At 49.7% G+C, this 17,395-nt stretch carries 13 protein-coding genes and 2 pseudogenes; 11 read left to right on the forward strand and 4 right to left on the reverse strand.

Translation table 11 applies throughout. From position 1 onward, the window contains the following. Positions 1 to 308: 308 nt before the first annotated feature. Positions 309 to 1,280 (forward strand): MerR family transcriptional regulator, encoded by a 972-nt coding sequence (locus tag KIH86_RS28545; protein WP_235775670.1) that lies wholly within the window; start codon positions 309 to 311, stop codon positions 1,278 to 1,280. Positions 1,281 to 1,434: 154 nt separating this feature from the next. On the opposite strand, the pseudogene KIH86_RS28550 reads toward KIH86_RS28545, so the two are convergent. Next, positions 1,435 to 2,620: pseudogene (locus KIH86_RS28550) on the reverse strand (transposase). A gap of 149 nt (positions 2,621 to 2,769) precedes the next feature. Between KIH86_RS28550 and KIH86_RS28555 the strand changes: the two are divergent. The 3 genes and pseudogenes from KIH86_RS28555 to KIH86_RS28565 all read left to right on the forward strand — a co-directional run bounded on the left by KIH86_RS28555 (position 2,770) and on the right by KIH86_RS28565 (position 6,244). After that, entirely contained in the window at positions 2,770 to 3,384 is a 615-nt protein-coding gene (locus KIH86_RS28555) for a DUF6273 domain-containing protein (protein ID WP_223086972.1), read from the forward strand. Between the two features lie 407 nt (positions 3,385 to 3,791). Then, positions 3,792 to 3,899, forward strand: a pseudogene (locus KIH86_RS29740) (thioredoxin domain-containing protein); the annotation flags it as partial. 227 nt (positions 3,900 to 4,126) lie between these two features. After that, positions 4,127 to 6,244, forward strand: a complete 2,118-nt coding sequence (locus tag KIH86_RS28565; RefSeq protein ID WP_223086975.1) for a thioredoxin domain-containing protein — start codon at positions 4,127 to 4,129, stop codon at positions 6,242 to 6,244. An 85-nt stretch (positions 6,245 to 6,329) separates the two neighbouring features. Here the strand turns inward: KIH86_RS28565 and KIH86_RS28570 are convergent, their stop codons facing one another. Beyond that, the gene (locus KIH86_RS28570) at positions 6,330 to 7,337 is read right to left on the reverse strand and encodes a DUF7309 domain-containing protein (protein ID WP_223086977.1); all 1,008 of its coding nucleotides are present in this window, start codon (positions 7,335 to 7,337) and stop codon (positions 6,330 to 6,332) included. A 193-nt stretch (positions 7,338 to 7,530) separates the two neighbouring features. On the opposite strand from KIH86_RS28570, the gene KIH86_RS28575 reads away from it, so the two are divergent. The 7 genes from KIH86_RS28575 to KIH86_RS28605 all read left to right on the forward strand — a co-directional run bounded on the left by KIH86_RS28575 (position 7,531) and on the right by KIH86_RS28605 (position 16,263). After that, positions 7,531 to 8,451, forward strand: a complete 921-nt coding sequence (locus tag KIH86_RS28575) for a helix-turn-helix transcriptional regulator (RefSeq protein ID WP_223086981.1) — start codon at positions 7,531 to 7,533, stop codon at positions 8,449 to 8,451. Positions 8,452 to 8,681: 230 nt separating this feature from the next. Then, a complete protein-coding gene (locus KIH86_RS28580) occupies positions 8,682 to 9,068 on the forward strand; it encodes a restriction endonuclease subunit S domain-containing protein (RefSeq protein ID WP_223110788.1) in 387 nt (128 codons plus the stop codon). Next, entirely contained in the window at positions 9,046 to 10,251 is a 1,206-nt protein-coding gene (locus tag KIH86_RS28585) for a DNA glycosylase AlkZ-like family protein (protein ID WP_223086987.1), read from the forward strand. Before KIH86_RS28580 ends, KIH86_RS28585 begins: the two co-directional genes overlap by 23 nt. Before the next feature lie 309 nt (positions 10,252 to 10,560). Continuing rightward, the gene (locus KIH86_RS28590; RefSeq protein ID WP_223086990.1) at positions 10,561 to 12,102 is read left to right on the forward strand and encodes a PTS transporter subunit EIIC; all 1,542 of its coding nucleotides are present in this window, start codon (positions 10,561 to 10,563) and stop codon (positions 12,100 to 12,102) included. Next, positions 12,099 to 12,965, forward strand: coding sequence for a PRD domain-containing protein (locus KIH86_RS28595; protein WP_223086992.1), 867 nt, complete (start codon positions 12,099 to 12,101; stop codon positions 12,963 to 12,965). The genes KIH86_RS28590 and KIH86_RS28595 overlap by 4 nt, the downstream gene beginning before the upstream one ends. A 252-nt stretch (positions 12,966 to 13,217) precedes the next feature. Further along, positions 13,218 to 14,675, forward strand: a complete 1,458-nt coding sequence (locus KIH86_RS28600) for a glycoside hydrolase family 68 protein (protein ID WP_223086996.1) — start codon at positions 13,218 to 13,220, stop codon at positions 14,673 to 14,675. 4 nt (positions 14,676 to 14,679) lie between these two features. Then, the gene (locus tag KIH86_RS28605; RefSeq protein ID WP_235775671.1) at positions 14,680 to 16,263 is read left to right on the forward strand and encodes a glycoside hydrolase family 32 protein; all 1,584 of its coding nucleotides are present in this window, start codon (positions 14,680 to 14,682) and stop codon (positions 16,261 to 16,263) included. Positions 16,264 to 16,330: 67 nt separating this feature from the next. On the opposite strand, the gene KIH86_RS28610 is transcribed toward KIH86_RS28605, so the two are convergent. Next, positions 16,331 to 16,507 carry a hypothetical protein gene (locus KIH86_RS28610; RefSeq protein ID WP_223087001.1) on the reverse strand — a complete coding sequence of 59 codons (177 nt, stop codon included), beginning with the start codon at positions 16,505 to 16,507 and terminating at the stop codon, positions 16,331 to 16,333. Positions 16,508 to 16,970: 463 nt separating this feature from the next. Continuing rightward, the coding region (locus tag KIH86_RS28615) for a hypothetical protein (RefSeq protein ID WP_223110789.1) at positions 16,971 to 17,395 on the reverse strand (425 nt) is incomplete at its 5' end.

Raw genomic sequence — 17,395 nt, forward strand, 5'->3', positions numbered from 1 at the left:
ATCTATTGGGTATAACTCATGTTGGTAACACACACGTACCTGTCATTGGTGGGATGTTTATGTAAATCAATTGTTCGAAGCTTCTGCCAGTGATCGGGTTCAAAGTGTTTATAGAAATGGTTATTATACCATTTTATAGTATGATAAAACTAGAATTCATTTAGTCGTGTAGCCGAAATACATAATGAAACTATTATTCCAAACCGATTGATCGAATATGCTCACTCTCTCTTGACTTTAACGTCGCGTTAACCTGTATATTTATTCCCGAAGGAGGGATAGTCATCGAACTGCAAACCATCAGTCAAGTGTCGAAGCTCTTTTCAATTTCAACTCGCACACTTAGGTATTACGAGCAAATCGGGTTGATTACTCCTGCGAAAAAGGAAGATTCCGCATACCGCGCGTACGATGCCGAAGCCATCACACGTCTGCGTCAGATTATCGTTCTGCGTAAATTGCGGATACCTCTTAAACAGATTGCCGAGGTTCTGCAAAGTGCGGAAGCGCGTGTTGCAATCGAAGCCTTTGAGCGTAACCTTGCGGATATTGAGGATGAAATCACCGCGCTTTCCACCATTCGCAACATCATCAAAGCCTTTGTCGAATATCTAAATCTCAGAGATACGAAATTTGCGTTACCTGACGACGCAAGTTTACTGGAGGTTGTGGATTCCTTGACTGTCTCTAAAATCAACTTCAAGGAGGAAAAGTCAATGGAAGAATTAAACAAGGCAAACGAAAGTTTAAAGAAACTGGCGGACAAAGATGTGCGAATTGTATATCTGCCGCCTATGACTGTGGCTGCTGCTTACGCAACGGGAGAAGGCTGCGAAGGTAAAGCGGGTGACATGATAACGCAATTTGTAACAGAAAGCGGATTGCTAAAAATCAAACCCGATGCCAGGAGTTTTGGTTTTGACTGCTCTAAGGGGGCAGCAGTACTCGGAGAACCTTCGCATGTATATGAGATGTGGGTATCTATTCCGGCCGACCTAGAGATCCCCGCGCCTTTAGTTAAGCGAACTTTTGACGGCGGGTTATATGCCGCACACGTGTTGAGGGCGTGGGATTTCGAGGACTGGCGTTTGTTAAAGGATTGGGTTAACGCAAGCAATAAATATGATAATGACTGGGATTCCCCACGCTGGATATCGCCGCAAACGGTTGCGGGCCAAGGGTTTGAAGAGACGTTGAATTTTTATAATTTTGTGCAAAAAGGTGGTAAAATGGAAGATTTACAGCTTGATTTATTGTTTCCGATTAAGGAGAAGGGTTAAGAATAAGTTCGAAGGATAGGCAGATTACATATTACTGAGCATTTTGCATAATTCATTTTCCAGAAAAAAATAAGGGTAGATCTCAAGCTTAAGTGATTTTGAGAGAACAAGACGAAAATGGACAGACGGGCAGAATTTTCGGAAGGTTAAAAATTTAAGCGGCGTTTGTGACTCGTTGTCTCGATACAGCCAGCGCAGTTGCAAGCAGCACAATTGCATTTAAATATTGGTGAGTCGTGACTTTTTGAATGCCCCAAACATGCAATTGGTCTGCGGTTAAATAGGTTTTCATTCGAGAGTTACAGCGTTCTACACTGGTTCGCTTGTTGTAGAGTTCCTTCCAGCCCCGACTTTCCCGGTGCGGCATCGCATAACGGCGGAGGTCTTGCTGCGTATTGACTTTGACCACCATCCCATAATTGGAAGGGGAACAAGCCGCCATCCCTAAAGGACACTCGACTTTTCCTGTGGCGTGTGGACAACGGAATTTCAAACGCTCCTTCTCCTGACCCCAATACGTCATCGCATACCCCATCGAACAGCAAGGTGTTCCTTTGGTTGTCATGCCTGCCGGCGGCTCTTTTTCATTCCGTGGATTCATTGGAATAATCGCTTGAGCCTTCACATTTCGAGCTGTCTCGTAGTTTTTCAGTTGGTCATAACCCGCATCCAGCATGAAAAAACGAGGCTTGAATCGTTCGGCGGTTCGCTTCATGAGTGTAGGCCCCTCATCGCCATCATTCACATGAGCAGGTGTAACGTTTAGGGCAATCGGAAGTTCACTCTTCGTATCGACGGCCAGATGCAGCTTATAGCCAAACCACTTGAATTTATTGCCAAACGTATCGAGTTTCACTCCCCAGTTGGCACTGCCGGTGAGTTCGCTTGGGTTCTTTTTTCTCGTAGGCGTGAATCGCTGCGCTGTCAATGGCGACATGAGTTCCGTCCATGATTCCAGCTTCTTGGCACTGAGCCACAAGATCCTCAAACAACTGCTGGGCAAGGTTTTTGCGAGTTAACTCGGCAAAAACCCGGCTTAACGTAGAAATTGAAGGGGCGGGGATATCCAGCCGAAGTCCACACTGGTAACGGAAACGAAGGTCAAATTCGAGTCTGTATTGCAAACCGGTGAACGTGTCGATGTTCTCCAAAGGGGATGCGAGCAACGCACGAAGAATTCCTTCGCGACAGTGGCCATCTGCTCCTCGGGGTGAAGGATTTCTCAATTGTCTCGCATACGGTCTCAAGTCCAGAGCGCTGAAAAAGATAGGTAGACGTTCTTTCGATTCAATTTTTTGCAGTTCCTCAAAGGAAAATAGACTTTCTTGGAGAATATACAAAGGGGACTTCATCCTCTTGAGTGTTTTGGTTTCGTCACCAAAAAACTTCTCCAAGTTGGGGTGAAGTCCTTTTTTATGCTCGAAAAACCTTTGTACAGCAAGGGCTTAGATTAATGCAAAATGCTCATTACTAAGAAAGAAGTGCTTAAATGGAAGATATAATAATAGACTCATCGTTATCGTTCGGTGGTTATAATTGGCGTGTGCTTGACATACAAAACAATACGGCTTTGATTATAACCGAAGATATTATAGAACAACGCGCTTACCATGATGTTTATAAAGATATAACATGGGCCGACTGCGCGTTAAGAAAATATCTGAACGGTGATTTTTATGGCAAATTTGACGCAACTGATCAATCAAGAATAATTCCGGTAATAAATAAAAATCCTGACAATGAATGGTATGGTTCAATAGGCGGAGCTGATACGCAAGACAGCGTATTTTTATTAAGTATTGAGGAAGTAGTGTGTCAATATTTCGGTGATAGCAGTTCAAAACTGCGAAACCGGGGGAAAAACCAAAGGTATTGGTTTGAAAGAAAAGACGAAAATAACAGTAAGCGAATAGCAAGACTTGAGGCTTATAAAGGGGGGATTTGGTGGTGGTGGCTCCGGTCGCCCGGCCGCGTTAATATAAAAGCCGTGTACATCCACGGTGACGGTAATATAGGTATCCAAGGCAACAATATTTTGAAAGGCAACATCAGCGATGGCAAATGTACAGGCGGTGTCCGTCCCGCTTTGTGGTTGAAGCTGTAATTTGAATCATGTCTAATAAGCAAATCACAAAAAAGGACCAAATACGGAGCCACAACGTGACTAACCGGATTAGTTACGCTCTCCCACAGGACAAGGCTATTTTGGCTTTGTCCTTATTTTTATGCTGGAATGGTGCTGTTTTCGCCGCCATTGTATGGGTTTTCAGAGTAGCGAAAGGTAAACCATCTCCCGTCCTAAAACAGGGCGTAAAAAGCCTTTGTTTACGCGGTTTTGTAAGAGCTACTCTCAGACGAAAAAAAGTAAAGATAAGAAGCTGAGCCTTTCCCCACCAATTTGGGTAAACTAACCCTAAGCAATACTCTACCCAAATCCCACATGAAAAGAGGTGATGCCCCATGACAACTCACAAAGTACCCAATAGATTAGCCAAGGAATAGTCGTTATATTTGCTGCAACACGCACATAATCCGGTGAACTGGTTCCCTTGGTCCGAAGAGGCTTTTGAAGTCGCGAAGCGCGACAACAAGCCAGTCTTCCTTTCTATTGGGTATAGCTAGTTGTTGATTCACACGTACCTGTCATTGATGCCATGTCATAAATGTGGGTTCTTTCACTGACAAAGACCCCCCCGACATCTCTTTCAAAACCCCTCAACGGATACTTCCCTAGCACCCCAAGCCAGCTTTCTATACATAATCTTCACATTTCAATCGATAGCGGCTGTCCCGGGTATATTATAATGATCTGAAAAAATGAAATTTTACCCAAGGGGGCTGTTCCCATGAATGAAGAAACCGCTCAACCGAAGTACACCAACCGGCTGATCCATGAGAAGAGTCCTTACCTGCTTCAGCATGCGCATAATCCGGTGGATTGGTTCGCCTGGGGCGAGGAAGCGTTCGAGAAGGCGAAGGCGGAGAACAAGCCGGTGTTCGTGTCGATCGGGTACGCGACCTGCCATTGGTGTCATGTGATGGAGGAAGAGAGCTTTCAAAGTGAGGAAGTCGCGGCGCTCTTGAACGGCCATTTTGTGGCGATCAAGGTGGATCGGGAGGAACGTCCGGATATCGATACGCTGTACATGGCGGTCTGTCAGGCGATGACAGGCGGGGGCGGATGGCCGCTGACGGTTGTGCTGACGCCGGAGAAGAAGCCTTTCTTCGCGGGAACATATTTTCCGAAGCGGCGGATGATGGGGCAGCCGGGACTTATTGAGGTTCTGGAGCAGATTCGGCTCAAATGGGGGAGCGACCGCGACAAGCTGACCGAGCTTGGCGATGAGCTGCTGACGGAGATTGAGGCGACCAATCGCAAAAATCTCGGAGCCGAAGAGGACGGTGAGCTGTCGGAGGAGCTGCTTCATCAGGCTTTCCGGCTGTACAGCACGCTGTTCGATTATAATTTCGGCGGCTTCGGACAGGCTCCGAAGTTCCCGACGCCGCATAATCTGTCATTTCTGCTGGCGTACTCCCGGAAGTACGACCAGGTGGCAGCGCTCGATATGGCCGAGAAGACGCTGGATGCGATGAGCCGGGGCGGGATCTTCGATCACATCGGCTTCGGCTTCGCCCGTTATTCCACCGACGACCAGTGGCTTGTTCCGCATTTTGAGAAAATGCTGTATGATAACGCGCTGCTCACCATCGCTTATCTCGATGCGTTCCAACTGACGGACAAGCCCATGTACGCGGAAGTGGCGCAAAACGTACTCGCCTATGTGAAACGCGAGCTGACTTCGCCGGAAGGCGGGTTCTACTCCGCGGAAGACGCCGACGCCGATGGGGTGGAGGGCGGCTTTTATATTTTCAGCCGGGAGGAAATCGAGGAGGCGCTGGGCCTGGAGGATATGCATTCGTACTGCCGGATTTACGGCATTACGGAAGAAGGCATCTCGAATGGCTTCAGCATTCCGAACCTGCTGGAAGGAACGGCCGATGAATTTGCGAACAAGCTGGACATGGAGCCGCTGGCACTGCGCACACGGATGGACGAATGGCGCGAGAAGCTGTTCGCGTACCGGGAGCAGCGGGTGCATCCATCCAAGGATGACAAGGTGCTGACCTCCTGGAACGGCCTGATGATCGCGGCGCTCGCCAAGGGGGCCAAAGCCCTGCAGGAGCCTGAGTATGCGGCAATCGCGGAGAAGGCAGCGAATTTCATCTGGGAGAATCTGCGCAGGGAAGACGGCCGGCTGCTGGCCCGCTACCGGGACGGCGAAGCCGCGCATCTCGGGTATGTGGACGACTATACCTTCCTCATGTGGGGGTTGACCGAACTGTATGAAGCGACCGGCGAAGCCGTATACCTGAAATGGGCGCTTGAACTGAAAGACGGGCTGCTATCCCTCTTCCTGGACGAAGAGGAAGGCGGGTTCTTCTTCAGCGGACGGGATGCGGAACAACTGCCAGTCCGCGGCAAGGAGCTGTATGACGGAGCGATGCCGTCCGGCAACTCCGTGGCGGTGAAGACGCTCTGGAAGCTGGCGGCGATTACCCAGGACGTCAAGCTGAAGGGCGTGGCGGAGCAGGCGGCGCAGGTTCTGGCCCGGGCGGCGGCGAAATATCCCGCGAGCTATGGCATGTTCCTGCTGTCTCTGCTTACGTTGACGGACGGCGGCTCGGAGTGGGTGCTTGCCGGAAGGAAGGATGATCCCGCCATGCACAGTATGATTGCCCTTGCACAGCAGGCTTACCAGCCGGAAGCCTCGCTGCTCATTCATTGGGATGAGCCCGGCGATGAGCTGGCGGCGCTGCTGCCGCATGTGCAGGACAAGAAGCCGCTTCACGGGCAGGCGACCGCGTATGTCTGTAAGGATTTTACCTGCCGGGAGCCGATTACGGGACTTGAAGCTGTCCGGGAATTGCTGGCCAAGGAAACGCCGGACTCGCAGGAAGCCTAAGCTTCCAATCCACGAACAGCAAAGCCCCGGTTCTCGCACGGTTGTCCGCGAGGACCGGGGCTTATTCTGCGATCGCGTGCTCTTTTTAATAACCGAAACTGCGGATAATATCATGGACCGCTTCTTCGAGAATCGGGAGACTTTGGCTCAAATAGCCTTCCACATCCATTGCTTGCAGCATTTCGATCCAATCCTGGGCCATATCTTCATTCATAAATACCAGCTTGTCAGGACGGGACTGTGTATTCTCCAGAAGCGACAACAGGCTCTCGGCTCCATGCCGAATGTATTGATTGCCTTGCTCGATCTCCGAATGGAGTATCATTCCGGTTGAGGAGTCGGCAATGAGCAGCAGTCTCGGGTAAGAAGGTCTCCCATCTTCACACATGACCTGAAAAGGCAGGTAGAAAAGGCCTGCTTCCCATATCAGCTCACGACGCTTGGGGTAATTGCGAATACGCGCACAGCGTAATTCATCAACGGGAGGCTGCGTCTGGTCCATATGTGCTCCCGGTTCAAGCCATTGGCTCTCCCAGATCAGAGCATCATTGCTCGACGGCTTCGGAACACGAACCAGTAACCGTTCTCCTTCCCCTTTGAACAAATAATCCGGATCATCCTTCGTATCAAGGGCAAGGGCCGATGCTTGTTCCAGACACAGAGTGAAGAAACGGATCTGTTCTTCGCTTGTCACGGGCCAGGGCGCAAAACCAGGCTCGTATAATCGGAAGGTAGGCCACGCTGTGCGTCCCCGGAATGAGAGTCCGAGAGCTTTGATCTGCTTGTATTCATCAGGGTAGAGCTCATCACGAGCATCGAATGATAGCAGAAGGCAGTGTTGGGCATACAGGGGATCTTCCTTCAATTCACCATTCATCAGAGCAAAGACCTCATCCAGTCCCTCGGTTCCCGGGTAGATTGCCATCCCGAACATTTCACCGCCTTGCCCCATAACACAGCAATAGCCGATTTCGCCGTTGTCCGGATTTTGAACGCCAAATATATGTCCATTCGATAGCCAGTTCCAGCATTTAAGCGCCTTGAATTTCGCTGCGGCTTCATACATGGGTCGTAGTAGGTCAGGTGAATTCATGATTTCTCAGCTCCCAGCCTATGTTTCTAATTATCTTAACAAAATCACTCCACAACGGGCAACACGTTCCACTTTGAGAGAATCGGTACATTTTATGCAGGCGTCAGTTTTTTTTAACTGTGGGATCGGCCTTCGTACGTTATAATATCGTCTGTATTCGATTTCATAAAAATCATGAAATGGATGAATGCCTATGAAGATCGATCGATTGCTCGGAATTACGATATACTTGCTTAATCATAAAAAGGTAAATGCACAGGTGTTGGCTGAGCATTTTGAGGTATCCGTCAGAACTATTCTCCGTGACATCGATTCGTTGTGCATGGCTGGCATTCCCGTCATATCCACTTATGGCGCAGAGGGCGGATACGAAATCCACGACACTTTTAGAATGGAGAGGCAAGTTGCAGGCGCTATCGACTACACGTATATCGTGACCGCGCTGAAAGGACTGGCTACTGCATATAACAGCAAGGAAGTCCATTCCACACTTCAGAAAATTCAAACCGTATCAGGCGGAAAGCCGTCGAATATGATCCTGGATTTTGGTGTTCTGAGCGAGAAGGAGAGGATCAACCATAAGCTTTCCATCTTGAATCAGGCCATAGAGGACAAGCATACGGTGACCTTTTCCTATACGAATGCCGACAATGTGCAAAAAAAGTTTGAAGTTGAACCCATAGCCGCATTGTATAAATGGTACGCTTGGTACTTGTTATGTTATTTTCCCAAGTATGAGGATTACCGCATATTCAAGCTTGAACGTATGGAGCAGATCGAGATCACCAATCGGAACAACAGCATGGAGCATCATGCGGAGCATGCACAGGAGCAATGGGAGAAGCAGGGGGATCAGCGAACATATATTCATCTCAAGCTTCATTGCCGGAAAGAAATCAAGGTGAAATGCATGGAGTATTTGAATGGAGCCATCGAAAGCGAATTTGAAAATGGCGATGTCATCATGGCGCTTTCCGTTCCCGATAACGAGCAGTTTTGGTATGGGGTTGTGCTTTCTTTTGGCAACAAAATCACAGTTCTCGAACCGAAGGAGCTTCAGCAGAAAATCGTAAACACTTGTCAGGATATTTTGCAGCAATATCAACAAGTATGACATACTGTTGTCGCCATTGTTTTGTTCTAATAAAGACAAAAAAGGGTGATACTATGTACAAAATTTACGAGAACTGTCCTGTTTTTCACAATGAAAAGATAACACTGCGGCATACCAATGAGGAAGACACGCTGGAGCTTCTTAATTGTTATTCAGACGAGAAAGCGGTTCCCTTGTTCAATTCAGACAACTGTAATGGAGATACATTCTTCTATACGACCCCCGAACGCATGAAACAGGGCATTGATTTCTGGCAGTTCTGCTATGAAACGAAGCAATACGTCCGGATGACGATCATCCTGAATTCTACTAATGAAATCATAGGAACCGTTGAAATGTTCAATCGGGGGGCAGCTTATTTTTATGGGGTGCATGGCATTCTGCGTATCGATGTCATGAGCAAATATGAGGAAGAGGAAGTCTTACGCGCTGTACTGGAATTAGCCCATATTCATTTTTATCAAGAATTCGGTGTCGAATGGATCGTTACAAAAGCGGTAAATGAGGCCGTTATTCGAAGAGAGACGCTTGCGAAGCTAGGATATATTCCGATGAAATCCTTCGCGTTAGATCATTACTATGGGAGAGGCGAACATGAGAACAGAAATCCTTTCTAAGAACGACGCCAGACAATTTCTTGCGAGCTATCACAATTTGAATGGCAGTCAGCAATACTGCGGTTCAGACGGGATTATCAAGTATTTTGCCAAGGCGGGAAGCATTCAATATGACCCTCTGAACGTGGTTGGCCGAAATGCAGATTTGGTGCTCCAGTCTAAAATAAAGGATTATAAACCGGAAATGCTGCACAATCTTCTGTACAAGGAGCGTCTGCTGGTTGACGGCTTTGATAAGGAAATGTGCATCTACATGACCGAGGAATTCCCCAAGTTCGCAAGAATTAGAGCGGCAAGAGGTATTGCTGTAACCGACACATTGGGTCATCGAAACCAGCTGGATGCTCTCCAAATACTTGATGAAGTGCGTGATTTCGTCTTAATAAACGGTGCAACGGGTACAAAAGATCTTTCCATAGGCGGGCACTCCCTGGAGGGCAGCTGGGGACATAAGAAACTATCCAGCGCCGCATTGGATTATCTTTATACCATTGGCGAGCTATGTGTCGTTAACAAGAATGGAACACAGAAGCAGTATGATTTTACGAAAAAGATATTGCCTTCACTTGCAGAGCAGCAGGATCATTTTGCAGATGATGACGATTATTTGACCTGGTATGTGAAGCGCCGGATCGGCAGTACCGGGATTTTGTGGGACCGGACAGGCGGTGCGTGGCAAGGACATTTCCTCTCGAACAAGGTAAAAAGAGAACAAACGCTTAGCAGATTGCTGGAAGAAGGCGAAATCGTCCGGCTGCAGGTCGAAGAGATTAATAGTCCTTTTTACGTGCGCAAGGAGGATATCTCTCTTTTTGAAAAAGTCGATAGCAGCAAGCAAGTGAAATTCCTGGCTCCCCTCGATAACCTTCTCTGGGATAGAGAAATGGTTGCACAGCTGTATGATTTTGAGTATCGATGGGAAGTGTATACTCCTGCCGAGAAACGCAAATATGGATATTATGTACTTCCTGTGCTCTATGGTGATCAGCTGATTGCCAGATTTGAGCCTGAAAGGGTACTCAAAAGGGCTCCGTTTAAGATTAAAAGCTGGTGGTGGGAGCCAAATGTACAGGTTACGAGTGAGCTGCTTGACGCGATAAACGCCGCTATTGATGACTTTTGCAGGTATCTGGATGCAGAGTGTTCAAGGGATTATCTGGATGTACTCGGGAACAATGTGTAGGCTGCCTTGCTTGATATGGGTATATCGTACTGCTCTTGAGTGGTAAGTATTGACCATTGCTTTTCAACCGGATCATTGGGAAAATGAAACAAACCCTTACATATGACGAATCTGTAACTTTTACCGTTATTTCGGCTGATCCTTTCCAGTGTGTGGAGTAATTTCCCTGCTGGAAGGATAGCCGGAATAACCGTTTCGGGGTAAAAGTTTTTTCGATGTGTCCACTCTTGAAAGATGATGACGCCTTTGCAGACAGAGATTACAGGGGCTATCGATCGAGTGCTCAGTGAAGCTGGAAGGGGGAGGGTCATGGAGCAGGGAACACATGAAAGAGTTAGGGACGATAATGAGGGCGACGCGGGCCGTGTATCGGTCCGGGAGCTTGCCAATCAGCTGGTTGAGCTGTCCGGAGGACACGGCAACATAACGGAGATTACGCACTGTACGACCCGGGTTCGCCTCAGATTAAGGCGGCCTGAACTGGCTGACGAGGCCGAACTTGGCCGTATCAAGGAAGTCCAGAGTGCGTTCAAGCAGTCCGGACAGCTTCAGATTATTGTGGGACCGGCTATGGTGTATAAAGTACACCGCCACATTGTCCGGCTCCTTCAGGAACCGGGGGAGAGTCCGGCTTCAAATCCGGAGACACCGCAACCGCTGCAATCGCAGCAATCACTACAACCGCTGCCTTCGCAAAAAGAAACCGGAATAGCAGCGCTTCTGCGCCGCTCCGTTGCTGCTGCCTCATTGCTGTCCGATATCGTCATTCCGATGATACCGCTGTTCGTCGCGGTCGGCATTCTGCTCGGTCTGCTCAGCGGCATCCGGGCGCTCGGCGTAGCCTCCAGCGGGGCCCTCTGGTTCCAGACGCTGGTTATGCTGACCGGGGCCGCCTTTCAAATTCTGGCCGTTATGTTCGGCTATCATGCCGCCAGAAGGTTTGGAGGCACACCTGCGCTCGGAGCCGCGATCGGGCTGATCATGACCCGGCCGGGTCTGCTGCCTATTGGACCTGCGGTTGCCCCCGCCGTCAGCGACGCAATGATGGCAGGCGGACCGCAATTTGGCTATCAGGGGACCGTGATCCCGATCATTGTGGCGGTTCTGCTGATGTCGCTGATCGAGAAGGGGCTTCGCCGGATCGTGCCGTCCTCGGCTGCGACAATGATCGTCCCTTTCTTAAGCCTTGTTCTCGGCGGTTATCTTGCGGTAATGTTCATCGGTCCGATTACGGGGCATATGGGAGCCCTGCTTAGCGGAGCGCTGGAGGAAGCCTTCCGGCTTGGAGGAACGTTCTTCGGCCTTATCTTGGGCGGTGTCTACGGATTTATCGTATTAACCGGCCTGCACCAGGGCATTCAAGCGATTGAGGCAGGGCTTATCTCGAATCCAGCTATCGGCGTGAACTTCCTGCTGCCCATCTGGTCGATGGCCAATATCGCCCAGGGAGGAGCGGGGCTCGCTGTGTATGCCCGAACGCTGGATCACAGCGAGAGAAGGATTACGCTTACGGCTTCGGTCACGGCTTTTCTCGGCATTACGGAGCCGGTGGTGTTCGGCGTCAATCTAAGGCGGGGCTATCCCTTTCTTGGTGCGGCTGCCGGAGGTGCGTCAGGCGGGGCTTACGTTGCTTATCATCAGGTAGTCGCCAATTCGTTCGGACTGACTGGCATTCCGATGCTGGCCTTTGTCATTCCGGCAGGGCAGAGCAACCTGATTCATTACCTGATCGGGATTGTGATCGCAGCAGGCACGGCTTTTGCCGTCACCTGGGCGCTCGGGGGGCGGGAGTTTCGGCTTCCCGCGGGGATTTCGCATCTTGGTCAGGCCAAGCACAGGAGACTATCATGAAGATCAAAAAAATTCTGAACAACAATGCGGTCGTCGCGCTCGACGGCGGTGAAGAGAAGATTATAATGGGCTCCGGGATTGCTTATCAAAAAGGGAAGAACGATATCATCGATCCCGACCGAATCGAGAAGGTCTTTATCAAAGACGATGCGGATCAGTACGGCCATCTGCAGGAAATGCTGAGGTCGCTGCCCGAGGAAGAAATTGCGGTGTCAGAGCGGATCATCGCGCATGCAGAACAAGAGCTGGGAGTCACCTTCAACAAGCCTGTACATATCGCATTGACGGATCATCTGACTTATGCTCTTGAGCGGTTAAGCAGAGGCATGCTGATCCAGCATACGCTGCTTGCGGAAATCCGCATTCTGTATCCGAGGGAATTCGAAATCGGCCAATACGCCAAATGTCTTATACTCGAGAAGCTTCAGGTGGAGATTCCCGAGGATGAGGTCGGCTATATTGCCATGCATATCCACACCGCCTGGGCCAACACAGGAGCTTGTCACTCTTCTCCGGAGCTGGCCGCTATGATCCGGGATATAACGGAAGGAGTGGAGAGAGAGGCCGGAGTCCACTTGAACCGGCAGTCGGCCAACTACGAACGGCTGGTGAATCAGCTGGAAAATATGCTGCAGTCCGACGATACTACGGGCATACCTCGAGGCGAGCTGGACCCGGAAATCGTCAGAATCGCCAAGGAGCGCTATCCGCTTGTCTATGGACAGGCCTGTCGGATTGCGGACGAGGTTGACGACGATTACGGTTACGTCTTTACCGACAGCCAGCTTGTACTACTGGCGCTTGAGATCAACCGGCTCGGCCGCCGGATGGAGGACGCTACAAGAGGGTTGTCTTCCATGTAATAACAACTTTGAGTTGGCAATAAGGCCACAGTCCCGGTTTGGAATTGGGCACTTTCGTCTATAGCCTTACCCGCGCTTTTATCGATAGAATAGACCGCGAGACAACTTCACATTGTGGGATTGTTACTGCTCGGCAGGCAAGACCTAAAATCCTTCGGGGAGAATTCAGCGCGTTATCTGAATTTCATTCCGGGAATTTTAGGTCTTTTTTTGTTGAGCAAAACCAAAATGGAGAGAAGAGGAGATTGAACAATGAACATCAAAAAGTTGGCAAGACAAGCAACGGCGGTAACCTGCACAGCGGTTCTGCTGGCAGGAGGCGGGACTTCTGCTTTTGCACAAGGGAAGAACAGTGCCGATTATAAAGAAACATACGGAATCTCCCATATCACACGGGCGGATATGCTGAATATTCCGGAGCAGCAGCAGAGTGCGCAGTTCAAGGTTCCCCAGTTCGATGCTTCGTCTATCAAGAACATTCCTTCCGCGAAAGGCTATGATTCGAACGGGAATCTGATCGATCTGGATGTATGGGACAGCTGGCCGCTGCAGAACGCGGACGGCACGGTCGCGAATTACAATGGCTATCAAGTCGTATTCGCGCTGGCGGGCGATCCGAAGAAGGGATGGGACACCTTCATCTATCTGTTCTACAAAAAAGCGGGCGATAACTCGATCGATGCCTGGAAGAATGCCGGCCGCGTGTTCAAGGATAGCGACAAATATGTTTCAAATGATCCGATTCTGAATAATCAGGCGGAGGAATGGTCGGGCTCGGCGACTCTGACATCGGATGGCCAGATCCGGTTGTTCTATACGAATCGTCAAGGCTGGGACCCGGCGAACGGCTTCTTCGGCAAGCAGACGCTGACTACCGCCCAGATCAATGTATCTCAGCCAGATGAACAAACGCTGAAAGTGGACGGCGTTGAGGATCTCAAATCGATTTTTGACGGAGACGGCAAGCTGTACCAGACGGTCGATCAAGCCTTTAGCGGCGGCAACTATGCCGATAACCACACACTGAGAGATCCGCATTATGTGGAAGATCAAGGGCATAAGTATCTGGTGTTTGAATCCAACACAGGTACGGAAGACGGCTACCAGGGTGAGGATGCTTTTAATAACAAGGTGTTCTATGGCGGCAGCACCAAGTTTTTTAATGACGAGAAAAGCAAGCTCCTGAGCAGTCCCAACAAATGGCTGGCTGAGCTCGCCAACGGTTCGCTTGGCATCATTGAGCTTAACGACGATTATACCCTGAAGCGCGTCATGAGTCCGCTGATCGCCTCCAATACGGTAACGGATGAAATCGAACGGGCGAATGTGTTCAAGCTGAACGGCAAATGGTATCTGTTCACCGACTCCCGTGGCGCCAAAATGACGATTGACGGAATCGGCGCAGAGGATGTCTACATGCTCGGCTATGAGTCGAATTCGCTTACCGGACCTTACAAGCCTTTGAACAAAACCGGCCTTGTCCTGCATATGGATCTGGACCCTAATGATGTCACCTGGACGTATTCGCATTTCGCCATTCCGCAGGAAACCGGCAATGAGGTCGTTATCACCAGTTATATGACGAACCGGGGTCTGTATAGCGACCGCAAGTCCACCTTCGCTCCAAGCTTCGTGCTGAACATCAAGAACTCCAAAACCTCGGTTGTGGAAGGCAGCATCCTGGAGCAGGGCCAGCTGACAATCAAGTAATCGAATGACGTACAAGGGACGGAGGGCCGCGGGGGCGATGATTCTTGCCGGCTTTCTGATCGCGGTATGGCTTGCCGGATATGAACCGTCCTTGAACAAGGATGCGAAGTCTGATATCAGAAAGTCATCCATTAATACGTATAACAATGATAATGTTCAGCAAGATGGTCTGCGGCCGCTCTTCCATTTTACGGTTCCGGACAAGTGGAAGAACGACCCGCAGCGGCCGGTGTATGCGAACGGGCAGTATCACTATTACTACCTGTACAATGGAGACTATCCATCAGGCAGCGGTACGGAATGGCGTCATGCGGTATCCAGCGATCTGGTGAACTGGCAGGATAAAGGAATTGCCATTCCGAAATTCACGACGGTGAACGGAGATGTTTGGTCGGGTTCGGTCGTCGTGGATGAAGAGAATACGGCGGGCTTTGGGCCGGGCGCGTTCATCGCCATTCTGACCCAGCCATCGGGGAATGGCGGGAAGCAGGAGCAGTTTCTGTGGTACAGCTCGGATGGAGGAGACACCTTTATGCCCTATAGGACGGAGCCTGTGCTGGCCAATCCCGGCAGTGCCGATTTCCGCGACCCGAAGATTATTTGGGACGATGGCTCCGGCAAATGGGTCATGACGCTTGCGGAGGGTGACAAGATCGGCTTCTATGCCTCTTCGAACCTGAAGGAGTGGCAGTACGTGAGCGGATTCGTGACCGAAGATATCGGACTCGTGGAATGTCCGGATTTGTATGTGCTGCGTGCAGATGACGGGCAGTACCGTTATGTGCTCGGCGTCAGTGCCAACGGGAAAGGGGTGGGCAAGCCGGGAACGTATGCATATTGGACCGGCAGCTTTGACGGAACAGCCTTTGTGCCTGACCGGACAGAGCCGCAGTGGCTCGATTACGGGTTCGACTGGTATGGAGCGGTCACCTTCGAGGACGGTGCGGCTGGCGATCTCTTCGATCACCGCTATGCATTGGCCTGGATGAACAGCTGGGATTATCCGGACAACAACCCGTCGGTACGGGAAGGGTACAACGGTATGGATTCCATCGTTCGCGAGATTCGGCTCGCACACCGGGAAGACGGGTATACGCTGCTGTCTACAGCCTTGCCTGCGCTGCAATCAAAGACACTGGGGACAGAGGTGTATCCGCGCATCGAACTTGAGGGGAATGAAAGTCTGCATCCTGCGGGAGCCGCCTATCGGCTGGATGCAGATATTTCCTGGAGCAGCATCCGGAATACCGGTTTCAGGCTGATGGAATCGCCGGATGGAAAGTCACATGCGGACATTGGCGTGTATGCAGAGGGCGGGTATCTGTATGTGAACAGAGGTTCAACGGGGAATCCTGACCGGACGGGGGACTGTGCCGAGAGCAGAGCGCCGCTGAGTCCGGACGCGAGGAAGGTTCACCTGACGATCTTCGTCGATCGGTTGAGCATTGAGGTGTTCGTGGATGATGGGGAGACCGTCTTCTCCAATCTGGTCTTTCCGGATGCGAAGGATCAAGGGATCAGCCTGTACGCGGAAGGCGGAACGGCAGTCTTTGAGAATGTAGTGATTAGGACGTATTCCTCTCGTTAAAAAAACGGCCGTTATGCCGGCAGATGTGCTTCTCTGTAGCGAAGCGCATCTGCCGGCTGACGGCCGTTTAGTATTCGAAGCTGTCCGGCTGTTCCATGGCATCGACCAGCTTCGCGGCTTGCTCCAGCTCTTCGGCGGATTTCAAGCCATCGTCGGTGGTATCCTCGGCTTGCTGCTGACCGCCTGGCAGGCTGCTCTTTTCATTGCCTGTGTCATTCTGAACCTTGCGTTCCTTGTCACTCATATGAACCCTCCTTACCGGTGATCGCCTTGCTTTCCTATTGTTAACGAATTCGGCTTTGTTTAAGCGTGCGGCGGATACGCGAAATGCTCTAAAAAAGATCATGATAAAATAACTATCAGAGACGATAACATAGGCATCGTAGTATATTTTAATGAACGTGATAGGGATAAAGTTGATATCGAAGTGATTTCGAGAGTAGGGCCACTTTTAGCATAAGAATTCAAAAGTGCTTAAAGAGGAGATGATTTTGACCAAGATAGTTTAGGTTCTTAATTGCGACATCGTCTGGTTCTGTCTCGATCCTGATCCAGTGGGTCACTTGATGGACTATGGAGGTGTGGTGTAGGGATAAACACCGAAGTCGATTAAGATTAATGGTGGCCGGTTCTTCCGGCAGAAATTTGTATTAAAGCAGAGATAAAAACAACCCGCTAGGTATAAGCCTAACGGGTTTACATATTTATTAAGGGATATAATTGAAGTCCATAGTTGTATACAAATATGTTTGATTATAGGTATCATAAACTATTTGATCAACTTGTGATTGGGAATACTGAGGATCGTCGCAATTCTTTTTATGAATCCATGAAAACTTCGTCAAATCTAACGTTCCACCAGCCTTTTTAATTGGGACAGCAATTGAAAATTCTGCGCCGTAAAAATAGGCTCTTTTAGTGCTATTAGTATTTGTTAATGTATGATAAAAGTCTGAGGCATATTGGCTTTTGGGCACGAGGTTCAATTCATAACCAACAGTATTTAGTCCAGCATAATATGGATTTTCCGCCAGCCATCCGAGTGTCACACCATTAGCTACTGAGTTTTTATCAATGGAAACACTGTAAGGAGTACCGTTTACAGTTAGGGTTAGTTTTACAATATATTCAC

Source organism: Paenibacillus sinensis, assembly GCF_019904155.1.
Lineage (GTDB): Bacteria > Bacillota > Bacilli > Paenibacillales > Paenibacillaceae > Paenibacillus_AQ > Paenibacillus_AQ sinensis.